This window comes from Variovorax nivicola (assembly GCF_051216475.1).
Taxonomy (GTDB): Bacteria; Pseudomonadota; Gammaproteobacteria; order Burkholderiales; family Burkholderiaceae_C; genus Variovorax.
The window spans coordinates 371635-385515 of record NZ_JBPJZK010000005.1; the positions used below are offsets into that span (position 1 = coordinate 371635).

At 64.9% G+C, this 13881-nt stretch carries 11 protein-coding genes and 2 tRNA genes; 6 read left to right on the forward strand and 7 right to left on the reverse strand.

Annotated elements, in window-relative coordinates; all coding sequences use genetic code 11:
- Positions 1–12 precede the first annotated feature (12 nt).
- Positions 13–684, reverse strand: coding sequence for an MSMEG_1061 family FMN-dependent PPOX-type flavoprotein (locus tag ACSFBF_RS22045; RefSeq protein ID WP_435470666.1), 672 nt, complete (start codon positions 682–684; stop codon positions 13–15).
- A 93-nt stretch (positions 685–777) separates the two neighbouring features.
- Between ACSFBF_RS22045 and ACSFBF_RS22050 the strand changes: the two genes are divergently transcribed.
- Complete coding sequence (locus tag ACSFBF_RS22050; RefSeq protein WP_435470668.1) at positions 778–1557, forward strand: AraC family transcriptional regulator; 780 nt, start codon at positions 778–780, stop codon at positions 1555–1557.
- Between the two features lie 67 nt (positions 1558–1624).
- Here the strand turns inward: ACSFBF_RS22050 and ACSFBF_RS22055 are convergent.
- A tRNA-Lys gene (locus ACSFBF_RS22055) sits at positions 1625–1700 on the reverse strand.
- 142 nt (positions 1701–1842) lie between these two features.
- Between ACSFBF_RS22055 and ACSFBF_RS22060 the strand changes: the two genes are divergently transcribed.
- Positions 1843–2550: an SDR family NAD(P)-dependent oxidoreductase gene (locus ACSFBF_RS22060; RefSeq protein ID WP_435458742.1), complete on the forward strand. Its 708-nt coding sequence runs from the start codon at positions 1843–1845 to the stop codon at positions 2548–2550.
- 52 nt (positions 2551–2602) lie between these two features.
- Here ACSFBF_RS22060 and ACSFBF_RS22065 read toward each other — a convergent pair.
- Positions 2603–2678 (reverse strand) — tRNA-Ala (locus ACSFBF_RS22065).
- 90 nt (positions 2679–2768) lie between these two features.
- On the opposite strand from ACSFBF_RS22065, the gene ACSFBF_RS22070 reads away from it, so the two are divergent.
- A complete protein-coding gene (locus ACSFBF_RS22070) occupies positions 2769–3635 on the forward strand; it encodes an alpha/beta hydrolase (RefSeq protein ID WP_435470671.1) in 867 nt (288 codons plus the stop codon).
- Between the two features lie 18 nt (positions 3636–3653).
- Here ACSFBF_RS22070 and ACSFBF_RS22075 read toward each other — a convergent pair whose 3' ends face one another.
- Positions 3654–4631, reverse strand: coding sequence for a GMP reductase (locus ACSFBF_RS22075; protein ID WP_435470672.1), 978 nt, complete (start codon positions 4629–4631; stop codon positions 3654–3656).
- A gap of 206 nt (positions 4632–4837) precedes the next feature.
- Here ACSFBF_RS22075 and ACSFBF_RS22080 point away from each other — a divergent pair, with 206 nt between their 5' ends.
- The gene (locus ACSFBF_RS22080) at positions 4838–7258 is read left to right on the forward strand and encodes a UvrD-helicase domain-containing protein (protein WP_435470673.1); all 2421 of its coding nucleotides are present in this window, start codon (positions 4838–4840) and stop codon (positions 7256–7258) included.
- Between the two features lie 29 nt (positions 7259–7287).
- Here the strand turns inward: ACSFBF_RS22080 and ACSFBF_RS22085 are convergent, their stop codons facing one another.
- From ACSFBF_RS22085 to ACSFBF_RS22095, 3 genes are read right to left on the reverse strand one after another with little or no spacing between them, the layout of a single operon-like run.
- Positions 7288–8124 carry a BPSS1780 family membrane protein gene (locus tag ACSFBF_RS22085; RefSeq protein WP_435470675.1) on the reverse strand — a complete coding sequence of 279 codons (837 nt, stop codon included), beginning with the start codon at positions 8122–8124 and terminating at the stop codon, positions 7288–7290.
- A 9-nt stretch (positions 8125–8133) separates the two neighbouring features.
- Positions 8134–9192, reverse strand: a complete 1059-nt coding sequence (locus ACSFBF_RS22090; protein WP_435470677.1) for a homoserine kinase — start codon at positions 9190–9192, stop codon at positions 8134–8136.
- A 55-nt stretch (positions 9193–9247) separates the two neighbouring features.
- Positions 9248–9619: a hypothetical protein gene (locus tag ACSFBF_RS22095; protein WP_093049875.1), complete on the reverse strand. Its 372-nt coding sequence runs from the start codon at positions 9617–9619 to the stop codon at positions 9248–9250.
- Positions 9620–9716: 97 nt separating this feature from the next.
- Between ACSFBF_RS22095 and polA the strand changes: the two genes are divergently transcribed.
- Both polA and ACSFBF_RS22105 read left to right on the forward strand, forming a co-directional pair.
- Positions 9717–12533, forward strand: a complete 2817-nt coding sequence (gene polA, locus ACSFBF_RS22100; protein ID WP_435470679.1) for a DNA polymerase I — start codon at positions 9717–9719, stop codon at positions 12531–12533.
- Between the two features lie 43 nt (positions 12534–12576).
- On the forward strand, positions 12577–13869 hold the full coding sequence (locus tag ACSFBF_RS22105) for a M20/M25/M40 family metallo-hydrolase (protein WP_435470681.1): 1293 nt from the start codon (positions 12577–12579) through the stop codon (positions 13867–13869).
- Positions 13870–13881: the final 12 nt, after the last annotated feature.

The following is a 13881-nucleotide window of genomic DNA, read 5'->3' on the forward strand; positions in this document are numbered from 1 at the left end:
TGTTGCTCCGTGTTAGTACAAATCGTGTTTGACCGCGTCCTGGTACTTCGCATCCAGGACTGACGCAGAGACGTCGTTCAGCTCCGCAAGTGCGACCAGCACCGTTCCGACAGATGGCAGGGAATTTCGATCCAGGAGAGCGGTCGGATCCCACAACCGCGCGCGATTGACGGCCTTGCCGCAGTGGAACAAGGCTTCCTCGACCGTGATCACGACGGCTGCTTTGGGATGTTTGCCTCGCTCGGCAAGCCTGCCAAGCAGATCCGGCGTAATGGAAATGTGCCCGCGGCCATTGATGCGCATGAACACATCCAGTCCGGGAAACAGGAAGAGCATTGCAACCCTGTTGTCGTCCTGCAGATTCTTCAGTGATTCGATACGGTTGTTGCCTGGCCAATCTGCGAACGCGAGCGTCTGGGCATCGAGCATGTGCACGAAGCCAGGTGGACCGCCGCGCGGAGAAGCGTCAAGGCCCGAGCCCTTGCGTCCCGTCGAGAGGCAGAAGAACGTCGCGGCTTCCAGGTAGGGGCGGTGGTACTCGGTCAGTCTGCTGGACACCGCCTTCTGGATCATCGGGGATGGCGCGGCGTACAACTCGTCGAGTACGACGACGTCGCGCTCTTTTCCTCGGTCCTCGCTGTCGACTGCCGGGGCGCTGTCGGGAAGGGTGTCTTGGGCTTGCATGGCGGTCATCTGCTCTGAAGTGTTGGATCGATGCTAGGTTTTTGAGCCTGGCGTTGCTATGCTGTTCAGGCCATTCAATAGCTCATTTGCGCCATGTCCTCGACAACCCAGCAGCTTGACCTTGCGGACCTGAAAGATGACGCCGCAGGGCCTCTGGTGATCGTTGTTTCCCAATGCGTCGAAGGGAGTTCGCTGGTGGAGCCTCACAGCCACGGACGAGGGCAGCTCCTCGGGGTTTGGCGAGGCCTGCTGACGCTTGGCACGGAGTTCGGCAAATGGCTTGTGCCGAACGTGCACGCGGTGTGGATACCGCCCGGACAACTGCACTGGGCGAGTGCGCACGGACAGGTCGACACGTGGAGCATCTATGTTCAGAGCGGCGCGGGTGAGGGGCTGCCTGAACGACCGGCGACGCTTCGTATCTCGGCCCTGTTGCGCGAGACAGTGCGACGGCTTGAAAGTCTCAACAGTGAGCCTGCTGGAGCGATGCGAGGTTTGCTCGAACTCGTCGTGGTCAACGAGATCAGGTCCTTGCCGATCGAAGAGCTCAGCCTGCCGATGCCGACAAGCCCATCGCTGCTGAAGATCGCGCAAGAGCTCCTGGCGCAGCCCGCTGACGATCGTTCGTTGGACGCCTGGGCCGGGTTGGCGAATATTTCGCCTCGCACACTGAACCGTCGCTTTCCCGTGGAGACCGGATACAGCCTTGGAACATGGCGGCAGCGTGCACGCTTGCTGCGTGGGTTGGAGCTCCTGGCCGAGGGGCACTCCGTCACGACCGTTGCCCTCGAACTCGGCTACAGCAACATCAGTGCGTTCATTGCCTTGTTCAAGCGCACGTTTGGTGCCACTCCCACTCAATACATGAGGTAGCAGCCGCAATGAAAAACGCCCGCTACCTTTTGAGTAGCGGGCGTTCCAGCGATGACGCGATGTTGGTTGGTGGGCCCTGAGTGACTCGAACACTCGACCTACGGATTAAGAGTCCGCTGCTCTACCAACTGAGCTAAGAGCCCTTGCGTTGAAAACATTTGGTGTTTTCTGGCAAGACCACGAGTATATCCCAGAATTTCTGCCCGTCCAAAAAATTTGTAGGTCGCGGCGTTAGGATTCGCCTCTACCGACGGGGGCGCGGCCCTCTCAACCAGGAGAATTTCGATGAGCGACGCCAACACCACGCCCCATGTCTTGATCACCGGCGCCGCAGGCGCACTGGGCCGTGCTGTGGCTCAGCACTTCATCGACCAGGGCGCGCGCCTTGCGCTGGTCGACCACCATGCAGGTCGTCTTGCGGAGGTCTTCCCGGGCCTCGACAACTCGCAGCATCTCCTGTTGGCGGGCGACGTGACTTCCACGTCAGAGATGGCTGCCCTCGCGGAGCAGGCGCTCAAGTCCTTCGGCCGCATCGACACGCTGGTCCACATCGCAGGCGGCTTTGAAATGGGCGAGGCAACACATGCACTCACGCGCGCGAGCTGGGACCGGATGATGAATCTCAACGCATGGTCGTTCGTGGCGGTGACGCAGGCTGTGCTGCCCTCGATGATCGAGCGTCGTGCAGGCAGCGTCATCGCCGTAACGGCAAAGGTCGCGGCGCGCGGCGTGCCGGCCATGGCCGCGTACATCGCTTCGAAGAGTGCGCTGCAGCGCCTGGTGGAAGCCATGGCAGCCGAGGCGGCGCCGCATGGCGTCAACATCAACAGCGTGGCTCCGAGCGTACTCGACACGCCGGCCAATCGGCAGGCGATGCCTGACGCGAATCCGGCTGACTGGGTGTCGACCTCGGTTGCCGCGCAGACCATCGGCTTCCTTGCATCGCCGGGCGCCGCAGCGCTGCACGGCCAGCATCTGACGCTCGATACCTGAGCCGGAAAAAAGAAAAGGCCCTGGCGTATGCCAAGGCCTTTTCTGTATTGGTTGGTGGAGAGGATGAGGATCGAACTCACGACCTCCGCATTGCGAACGCGGCGCTCTCCCAGCTGAGCTACCCCCCCAACGCAGGGCGAATTTTAACCGGAACTCCTGTTTTGGCGCACCCTGCCGTGCCAAGATGCGCGCCTCGCGAAACACGGAGCAAAGATCGCATGGCCTCGTTCGACCCCGCCTGGCTGGAAGGCATGTACAACAACCTCGCACGGGTCAAAGATCACCCTGCGTACTTCGAGCGATGGGCGCGCGAATCGGCCGCGGCGCGCGAGGCCTTGCCGGCGCGGATCGATCTTCCCTACGGCCAGGGCGTGAACGAAACGCTCGACATCTTCCCCGCACCGGTGCCCGACGCGCCAGTGCTGGTCTTCATCCACGGCGGCTACTGGCGCGCGATGGACAAGAAAGACCATTCCTTCATTGCGCCAGCGTTCAATGACCGCGGCATCTGCGTGGTCCAGCCCAACTACGCGCTGTGCCCCGGCACACCGGCGCAGCCCGTCACGGTGCCGGGCATCCTGCTGCAGATGGTGCGTGCGCTCGAATGGACTTGGCGCCACGTTGCGGCCCATGGCGGCGACCCTTCGCGGATCACCGTCGCGGGCCATTCGGCTGGCGGGCACATGGCGGCTGCGCTGCTGGCTTGCGATTGGAAAGCGGTCGCGCCCGATCTGCCCGCACAGCTCGTGCGCAACGCGCTGTCGATCTCGGGCCTCTACGACCTTCGTCCGCTGCAGCGCACGCCGTTTCTCGAGAATGTGCTGAAGCTGACCGATGCAGACGCCCTGCGTGCCAGCCCGGCACTGTGGCCGGCGCCCAAACGCGGCCAGCTCTACGCCGCTGCTGGGGGCGGGGAGAGCGAAGAGTTCATCCGCCACAACGCGATGATCCGCGAGGCGTGGGGACGCAACACCGTGCCGGTGTGCGAGGTGCTCCCGGGGCTCAACCACTTCGATGTGGTCGACGCGCTTGCCGACCCGGCCCACACCCTGCACCGGCACGCGGTGCAGCTGCTGGAAGCCTGACCGGCGCCCGGGTGGGGCCTACATCAGCAGGTGCTCGCCCGCGTTGTCGCCACCCAGCGTGACGTAGTTGACCTTGCGGATGTCCATCAGCGCGCGGCCGCCCGCGTAGCTGATTGAGCTCTGCACGTCCTGCTCCATCTCGATCAGCGTTTCGGCCAGCTTGCCCTTGATGGGCTCGAGGATGCGCTTGCCCTCGACGTGCTTGTACTCGCCCTTGTTGAAGTCGCTGGCGGAGCCGTAGTACTCCTTGAACAGCGCGCCGTCGACCTCGACCGTCTTGCCCGGCGATTCCTCGTGCCCCGCGAACAGCGAGCCGATCATGACCATCGACGCGCCGAAGCGCACGCTCTTGGCAATGTCGCCGTGGTCGCGAATGCCGCCGTCGGCAATGATCGGCTTGGTCGCCACACGCGCGCACCACTTGAGCGCCGATAGCTGCCAGCCGCCTGTGCCGAAGCCGGTCTTGAGCTTGGTGATGCAGACCTTGCCCGGGCCGATGCCGACCTTGGTCGCGTCCGCGCCCCAGTTCTCGAGGTCGATCACCGCTTCGGGCGTGCCGACGTTGCCGGCAATCACGAAGGTCTTGGGCAGCTTTTCCTTCAGGTAGCCGATCATGTTCTTCACGCTGTCGGCGTGGCCGTGCGCGATGTCGATCGTGACGTACTCGGGCACGAGGCCCTGCGCCACGAGTTGGTCGACGGTGTCGTAGTCGGCCTTCTTCACGCCCAGCGAGATGGATGCGAACACGCCCTTGCCCTGCATCTCCTTGACGAACTTGACGTTGTCGAGGTCGAAGCGGTGCATCACGTAGAAATACCCGTTCTGCGCCAGCCACAGGCAGATCGACTCGTCGACCACCGTCTTCATGTTGGCGGGCACCACCGGCAGGCGGAAGCTGCGCTCACCCAGCGTGACACTGGTGTCGCACTCGGAGCGGCTCTCCACGCGGCACTTGCGCGGGAGCAGAAGGATGTTGTCGTAATCGAAAATTTGCATGACCAGGCTCCTGAAAGGAATCGTTGAAAGAAACGAATGAGCGCTTGGTCCGGCCGGCTTTTGCGGTGCGTTCTGCAAGGAAAACGCCCACAAAAAACCGGGCGCAAGAAACTTGGGCCCGGTGATTGATTTTACGCGGTCTCGCAAAGGCAGGTCTTCCGGTTCTTCATATAACCCGCATACGCCGTGGTTTCTACAATCGCATGATGTTGTTTAACGATCCTGCGGCTGACGCCCACCCCCCAGCGCTGCCGCTGCTCCAGAACCTGAACGCGGAGCAACTCGCCGCGGTCACTCTGCCAGAGGGCAACGCGCTGATCCTGGCCGGCGCCGGTTCCGGCAAGACGCGCGTGCTCACCACCCGCATCGCCTGGCTGCTGCAGACGGGCCAGGTCTCCGCCGGCGGCATCCTCGCCGTGACCTTCACCAACAAGGCCGCGAAGGAAATGATGACGCGGCTGACGGCGATGCTGCCCGTCAACGTGCGCGGCATGTGGATCGGCACCTTCCACGGCCTGTGCAACCGCCTGCTGCGCGCGCACTGGAAGCTGGCCAACCTGCCGTCGACCTTCCAGATCCTCGACACGCAAGACCAGCTCTCGGCCATCAAGCGCCTGATGAAGCAGTTCAATGTCGACGACGAGCGCTTCCCGGCCAAGCAGACGCAGTGGTTCATCGCCGGCGCCAAGGAAGACGGCCTGCGCCCCGGCGACGTCGAAGTGCGCAGCGACGACGACCGCAAGAAGGTCGAGCTCTATCGCCTCTACGAAGAGCAGTGCCAGCGCGAAGGCGTGGTCGACTTCGGCGAGCTCATGCTGCGCAGCTACGAACTGCTGCGCGACAACGACCCGGTGCGCGAGCACTACCAGAGGCGCTTCCGCCACATCCTGATCGACGAGTTCCAGGACACCAACCGCCTGCAGTACGCGTGGATCAAGATGCTCACGGGCAATACCGTCGCGGGCCAGTTCACACCGAGCGAGAGCAGCAGCGTGATCGCCGTGGGCGATGACGACCAGAGCATCTACGCCTTTCGCGGCGCGCGCGTGGGCAACATGACTGACTTCGTGCGCGAGTTCGACGTGCGCCACCAGATCAAGCTGGAGCAGAACTACCGCAGCTACAGCAACATCCTCGACTCGGCCAACGAACTCATCAGCCACAACAAGAAGCGCCTGGGCAAGAACCTGCGCACCGACCAGGGGCCAGGTGAGCCCGTGCGCGTGTACGAGTCGCCCACCGACCTTGCCGAAGCCCAGTGGATGGTCGAGGAAATGCGCCAGCTCGCACGCGACGGCTACGAGCGCAAGGAGATGGCCGTGCTCTACCGCAGCAACGCGCAGAGCCGGGTGATCGAAACGGCGCTCTTCAATGCCTCTGTGCCGTACCGTGTGTATGGCGGCCTGCGCTTCTTCGAGCGTGCCGAAATCAAGCACGCGCTGGCCTACCTGCGCCTGCTTGAGAACAAGGACGACGACACCAGCTTCCTGCGCGTCGTCAACTTCCCGCCGCGCGGCATCGGCGCGCGCACGCTCGAAACCCTGCAGGACGCGGCGCGCGCGGCCGGGCGTTCGCTGCACGATGCGGTGAGCGTCGTCGGCGGCAAGGCGGGCGCGAACCTCACGGGCTTCGTCGCCAAGATCGACGTGCTGCGCGAGCAGACCCAGGGCGTGAGCCTGCGCGAGATCATCGAGCTGGTGCTCGACCACAGCGGCCTCGTCGAGCACTACAAGGCCGACCGTGAAGGCGCCGACCGCATCGAGAACTTGGACGAACTCGTGAACGCGGCCGAGAGCTTCGTCACGCAAGAAGGCTTCGGCCGCGACGCCGTGGCGCTGCCGGTCGACGAATTGCGCCAGTCGCCCGCGAGCCAGGGCATCGACCCGAGCCGCCCGGTGCTCGATGAGCCACTTGCCCCTGACGCCGAAACCGGCGAAACGCTGAGCCCGCTGGCCGCGTTCCTCACGCACGCCGCGCTCGAATCGGGCGACAACCAGGCGCAGGCCGGGCAGGACGCGGTGCAATTGATGACCGTGCACGCTGCCAAGGGCCTGGAGTTCGACTGCGTGTTCATCACCGGCATGGAAGAGGGCCTGTTCCCGCACGAGAACTCGATGAGCGATTTCGAGAGCCTCGAGGAAGAACGCCGCCTGATGTACGTGGCGATCACGCGCGCCCGCAAGCGCCTGTACCTGAGCCATTCGCAGACGCGCATGCTGCACGGCCAGACCCGCTACAACGTCAAGAGCCGTTTCTTCGACGAGTTGCCCGAAGGCGCGCTGAAGTGGCTCACGCCCAAGAACCAGGGCTTCACGCCGTCGGCCTTCGGCTATGGCGGGGGCTACGCGAGCACGCGCGGCGGTGGTGGCGGCTACAGCAGTGGCTATGGCGGCGGCAACAGCAGCAGCCGCGACAAGGACACCTTCGCCAGCCCGCCCGTGCCGCCGCAGAAGACCGCGCCTTCACACGGCCTGCGGTCGGGCATGCAGGTGTTTCACAACAAGTTCGGTGAAGGCACGGTGACCGCGCTCGAAGGAACCGGTGACGACGCGCGCGCGCAAGTCAAGTTCGCGCGGCATGGCGTGAAGTGGCTGGCGCTGTCGGTGGCCAAGCTCACGCCGATCTGAGTTCAGGGCGCCGCTTGCAGCGGCGGCGCTCAGTCCGGATTGAAGGTGTCGCGGAAGGTGAACCAGTTCGACGCCTGCGCCATGGCGGCGAGCGTCAGCACCGTGCCGACCATCAGGATGTTGCCGATGGCCATTGCGCCGGTGTCCGAGCCCAGCGAGCCCACGCCGATCACGATGGTGCCGACCAGCGCCGCCGCCAGCAGGCCAAGCACCAGCACGCCGCACCACGCGAGCCAGTACAGCGCATAGGCGCCGAAATTCCGGAACATCGCCACCAGGCTGAAGAAAATACTCTTCACCGGCTCCACCCGGTGCCAGTGAACCAGCGCGGGGGCATGCCACATCGCCGCGACCAGCGGCAGCGCGAGGCACATCTGAAGCAGATTCGCCATCTGGAAGCGGCTGCTTTCCAGCACTTCCTTCGTCGGGGTTTCGCCCAGCAGGTAGCTGCGCATGAACTGGCCGCCATCGACCAGCGCCGTCAGGAACACGGTCAGGAAGCAATACACCGCCGAGATCACACCAAGTACCGCCAGCGCGCGCCATTCCGTTCGCATGGCCCGCGCCACTGACAGGAACATGAGCGCGCCAGTCGGTTTTTTCACGCCGACCGCGTCTCCGGGAAGATCGGTGTTGGCCGCCGAGGCGTCGGCCACCGACGCCGCGACCATGAAGCCCAGCGTGGAGAACGGCAGCAGCACGAACGGAATGAATCTACCGATCAGCGGCAGCTGCGAAATGCTCGTGATCAGCGCCATGAACATCAGGAACAGCGAGACAAAAGCCAGCGGCTGCCGCCAGAAGTTCTTGAGTCCGAGGCGGACCCATTCGACGCCGGTTCGCGCCGGCACGAGGTTGAGTTTCATGTGTAGAGGTCAGGCAGCCAGCAGCGGCTCGAGGGCCTGTGCCATGGCATGCGGGTGGGTGGCGCGGTCGCGCAACACGCGTTCGAAGTGCGTGGGGTCATGGGGCTTGAGCATGCTCGCCTCGCGCGGCAGATGGAAGTCCCAGAGCCGGGAAATCCAGAAGCGCAGCGCCGCGGCGCGCAGCATCGCGGGCAGCAGGGCGCGCTCGGCGGCGTTCAGCTTTCGCACGGTTTCGTAGGCCGACAGCAGCGCGTCGGCGCGTTCGGCATCGTGCCGGCCGGTCGGCAGGTCGATGGCCCAGTCGTTCAGGCACACGGCCAAGTCGAACAGCCAAGTGTCGGTGCCGGCGAAGTAGAAGTCGAACACACCGGTCAGGCGCGGCGTGGCGCCGGCATCGCCGCCGGTCGCGAACATCACGTTGTCGCGAAACATGTCGGCATGCACCGGGCCGCGCGGCAGGGCCGCATAGGCCGACGACTCGGCAACGTGGTTCTGGTAGGCCAGTTCGGCGCGCAGCAGGGCGGCCTGCGATTCCTCGATGTATGGGAGCACCACTGGCACCGTCTCGTTCCACCAGTGAAGGCCGCGCAGGTTCGGCTGGATGCGGGGGTAGTCGCGCCCCGCGAGGTGCATGCGCGCCAGCATCGCGCCCAGTTCGGCGCAATGTGCCGCACTGGGAGCCAGTTCGCTGTGGCCGGAGAGCTTTTGCACCACCGCCGCGGGCTTGCCGGCGACGATTTGAAGCAGGTCGCACGCGGCCTCGGCGGGCACGGGCGGCTGGTTCTTCCTGGGCTTCTCGGCGGCAGCGGGCTCGGCTGCCGCCACGGGCGCGGGCACAGGCAGGCCGGCAGCCGCCAGGTGCTTCATCAGACAAAGGTAGTAAGGGAGCTGCTCGGCACTCAGGCGCTCGAACAGCGTCAACACGAACTCGCCAGACTCGGTGGTCGCGAAGTAGTTGGTGTTCTCGATGCCGCCCTCGATGCCGCGCAGTTCGCGCAGCGGGCCCAGGCCCAGACGTTGGACGAGCGCGTCTGCCTCGCCGAAACTGACTTCGGTGAAAACTGCCATTGCGGTACTCAGCGCCGCGTTGCCGCTGCAAAAACTAGGACGAAAGAACGCACGGTCAGAACTTCATCACGTTCCAGACGCGGGGGCCGTTGGCGCCCGTTTCAGACGAACCCTGGCGTCCCGTGTACGCGTCGGCCGGCAGCACTTCGTAGCCCGGCACGTTGGCCTTGGGCGTGACGTTGATGCTCTGCGTGCGGCCGCCGTAGCGGACTTCGTCGACCGAGGCACCGCTGTCCTCGGTATGGATGTTCTCGACCTTCTGGTTGCGTCGGCCTTCAGCTTTGTCCTGCTCCTGATTTGGTAGCGATGCGGCCGGGGCCGCCGCGGGGGCGGCTGCGGGCTGCTGCGCCTGTACGGCGGCAAAGGGGGCTGCGAAAGCCAGCGCCAGCAGGATGCGGCGGGCGACCAGGAGTGTGGAGCTAGGCATGCCTTGATTGTAGGCTCGCCCCCGGTTCCGGGGCGTCGGTTGACACCTCGTGCCGTCGTGGCTTCGGACGCCGTCGCGGGCACGGCAAAATGGCCCGATGACCGACAAGAAAACGCTGCTGCTCGTCGATGGCTCGAGCTACCTCTACCGCGCCTTCCACGCAATGCCCGATCTGCGGGCCGTGCCCGGCGATCCCAAGAGCCCGGCGACCGGCGCCATCCGGGGAATGATCAACATGATGACCGCGCTGCGCCGCGAGGTGCGCGCCGACTACGCGGCCTGCATCTTCGACGCGCCCGGCAAGACCTTCCGCGACGACTGGTACCCCGAGTACAAGGCCAACCGCTCGCCCATGCCCGACGACCTGCGTAGCCAGATCGACCCCATCCACGAAGTGGTGAAGCTGCTCGGCTGGCCCGTGCTCAGCGTGCCCGACGTGGAAGCCGACGACGTCATCGGCACGCTCGCCAAGGTCGCCGCCGCGCAGGGCGTCGAGGTGATCGTGTCCAGCGGCGACAAGGACCTGAGCCAGCTGGTCGACGAGCACATCACCATCATCGACACGATGAACGGCAAGAAGCGCGACGTGGCGGGTGTGACGTCCGAGTTCGGCGTGCCGCCGAACCTGATGATCGACTACCAGACGCTAGTGGGCGACACGGTCGACAACGTGCCCGGCGTACCGAAGGTCGGCCCCAAGACCGCAGCCAAATGGCTGCTCGAATACGGCTCGCTCGATGCATTGATCGAACGCGCTGCCGAAGTGAAGGGCGCCGCGGGTGAGAACCTGCGCCAGGCCATCGACAAGCTGCCGCTGAGCAAGCGCCTCGTCACCATTCGCACCGATTGCGACCTCGACGGCCACGTCACCGGCCTGCCGTCGCTCGAAGGCCTGCCCGTCGGCGCGCCGCAGACGGCCGAGCTGAAACCCTTCTACGAGAAGTTCGGCTTCAAGAGCCTGGTCAAGTCGCTCGAAGCACAGGAAGTGCCGCCCGAGCTGATCGAAGAGAACATCAAGAAGAAGACTGCCTCCAAGGCCGATAGCGACCAGGGCGGCCTGTTCGACGAACCCTCCGAGCTCGAAGCGCAGGAAGCCGCCGCCCCTGCGAGCAATCTCAAGTACGACACGATCACGACCTGGGCGCAGTTCGACGCCTGGCTCGCGAAGCTCGAAGCGGCCGACCTCGCGGCCATCGACACGGAGACCACCTCGCTCGACGAGATGGTCGCGCAGATCGTCGGCGTGAGCTTCAGCGTCACGCCCGGCGAAGCGGCCTACATCCCGCTCACGCACAACTACCCCGACGCGCCCGAGCAGCTGCCCATCGACGCGGTGCTGGCGAAGCTCAAGCCCTGGCTGGAGAACGGCGCAAAGAAGAAGCTCGGCCAGCACATCAAGTACGACCGCCACGTGTTCGCCAACCATGGCATCGAGGTGCAGGGCTACGCGCACGACACCATGCTGCAGAGCTACGTGCTTGAAGTGCACAAGCCGCACGGTCTTTCGAGCCTGGCCGAGCGCCACCTGGGCCGCAGCGGCATTTCGTACGAAGACCTGTGCGGCAAGGGCGCGCACCAGATCTCGTTCAGCCAGGTCGACATCGCCAAGGCGGCGGAGTATTCGTGCGAGGACAGCGACCAGACGCTCGACGTGCACAACACCCTGTGGCCGCGCCTGGAAGCCGATGAAAAACTGCGCTTCATCTACCAGCTCGAAATGGATTCGAGCGAGGCGCTCTACCGCGTCGAGCGCAACGGCGTGCTGATCGACGCCCCCACGCTGGCCACGCAGAGCCACGAGCTCGGCAAGCGCATCATGGAGCTGGAGCAGGAGGCCTACGACATCGCCGGCCAGCCCTTCAACCTCGGTTCGCCCAAGCAGATTGGCGAGATCTTCTTCACCAAGCTGGGCTTGCCCGTGGTCAAGAAAACACCGAGCGGCGCGCCCAGCACCGACGAGGAGGTGCTCGAGAAACTGGCTGAAGACTATCCGCTGCCGGCCAAGATCCTCGAACACCGCGGCCTGTCGAAGCTCAAGGGCACCTACACCGACAAGCTCGGCCAGCTCGCCAACCCGCGCACCGGCCGTGTGCACACGCACTATGCGCAGGCCGTGGCCGTCACGGGCCGCCTCAGCAGCAACGACCCCAACCTGCAGAACATTCCGATCCGAACGCCCGAAGGCCGCCGCGTACGCGAGGCCTTCGTGGCGCCGGCGGGCAGCGTGATCGCCAGCGCCGACTACTCGCAGATCGAACTGCGCATCATGGCCCACATCAGCGGCGACGAGTCGCTGCTGCGCGCCTTCACCGACGGCATCGACGTGCACCGCGCCACGGCCGCCGAGGTGTTCGGCTCCACGCCCGACCAGGTGTCGAGCGAGCAGCGCCGCTATGCCAAGGTCATCAACTTCGGCCTCATCTACGGCATGAGCAGCTTCGGCCTTGCGCGCAACCTCGGCATCGAGACCAAGGCCGCGGCCTCCTACATCGAGCGCTACTTTGCGCGCTACCCGGGCGTGAAGGCCTACATGGACGAGACCAAGGCGCAGGCCAAGGAGCAGGGCTACGTGGAGACCGTGTTCGGCCGGCGCCTCTACCTACCCGAGATCAATTCGCCCAACGGCCCGCGCCGCGGCGGCGCCGAGCGCGCGGCCATCAACGCGCCGATGCAGGGCACGGCCGCCGACCTGATCAAGCTCAGCATGGTCAAGGTACAGAACGTGCTTGACGAGGAGAAACGCGGCACTCGGATGATCATGCAGGTGCACGACGAACTGGTGTTTGAAGTGCCCGAGGCCGAGATCGAATGGGTGCGCACTGAAATCCCTCGTCTCATGGCCGGCGTGGCCGCGCTGAAGGTGCCGCTGCTGGCCGAGATCGGCGTTGGTCCCAACTGGGACAAGGCGCATTGATGAACAAGAAGACGAGACAACCAACCGAGAAGAACGCACGCACATGATTCAACTTCCGCACCGCAAACTCCTGCTCGCCGCCGTCTGCGCCGCCTGCCTTGGCACCGCCTTCGCCGCACCCGATGCGCAAGTCGCTTCGCTCGCCGCCAAGGAAAAGCCCGCGCTGCTCGACACGCTGAAGGAGCTGGTCTCCATCGAGTCGGGCAGCCGCGACCTCGACGGCCTCGAAAAAATCTCCGACCTCATCGCCGCGAAGTTCAAGGCGCTGGGCGGCCAGGTAGAGCTGATCGATCCGAGCGCCGAGGCCTACCGCATGGAGGACACACCCGAGAAAATCGGCCGCGTGGTGCGCGCCACCTTCAAGGGCACGGGCAAGAAAAAGATCTTGCTGATCGCGCACATGGACACGGTCTACACCGTGGGCATGCTCAACAAGCAGCCGTTCCGCATCGAAGGCGACAAGGCCTACGGCCTGGGCATTGCCGACGACAAGCAGGGTGTGGCCGTCATCACGCACATCGTGTCGATGCTGCAGGCGATGAAGTTCAAGGAATACGGCACGCTCACCGTGCTGATCAACGGCGACGAGGAAATCAGCTCGCCCGGCGCACGCGCGCTCATCACGCGCATGGGCAGCGAGCACGACGCGGTGCTGTCCTTCGAAGGCGCCTACGTGAAAGAAGACAAGCTCTCGCTCGCCACGGCGGGCATTGCCTCGGTCACGCTGCATGTCACGGGCAAGGCCTCGCATGCAGGCTCGGCGCCCGAGCTGGGTGTGAACGCGCTGTACGAGCTGTCGCACCAGATCCTGCAGATGCGCGATCTGTCCGACCCGGCCACGGGCCTGAAGATGAACTGGACCATCTCGAAGTCGGGCACCAACCGCAACGTGATTCCGGCCAGCGCCACCGCGGGTGCCGACGTGCGCGTGCTGAAGGTCAGCGACTACGACCGCATCGAGCAGCAGGTGAACGAGCGCGTGAAGAAGCAGCTGATTCCCGAGGCCAAGGTCGAGATGAACTTCGAGCGCCGCCGCCCGCCGCTGGAGGCCACCGACGCTTCGCGCGCCATGGCCCGCCACGCGCAGCAGATCTACAAGGACGAGCTCGGCCTGCCGCTGGGCGCCGATGACAAGGCCGCTGGCGGCGGGACCGACGCGGCCTTTGCGGCGCTGAAGACCAAGGCGCCCGTCATCGAGCGCTTCGGCCTGCAGGGTTTCGGCGCGCACTCGGCAGATGCCGAGTACGTGCTGGTCAACTCCATCGAACCGCGCCTGTACCTCGGCACCCGCATGGTCATGGACATCGCGCGAGGCAAGACCGCTTCGGGCAACTGATCCGCCGTTCGC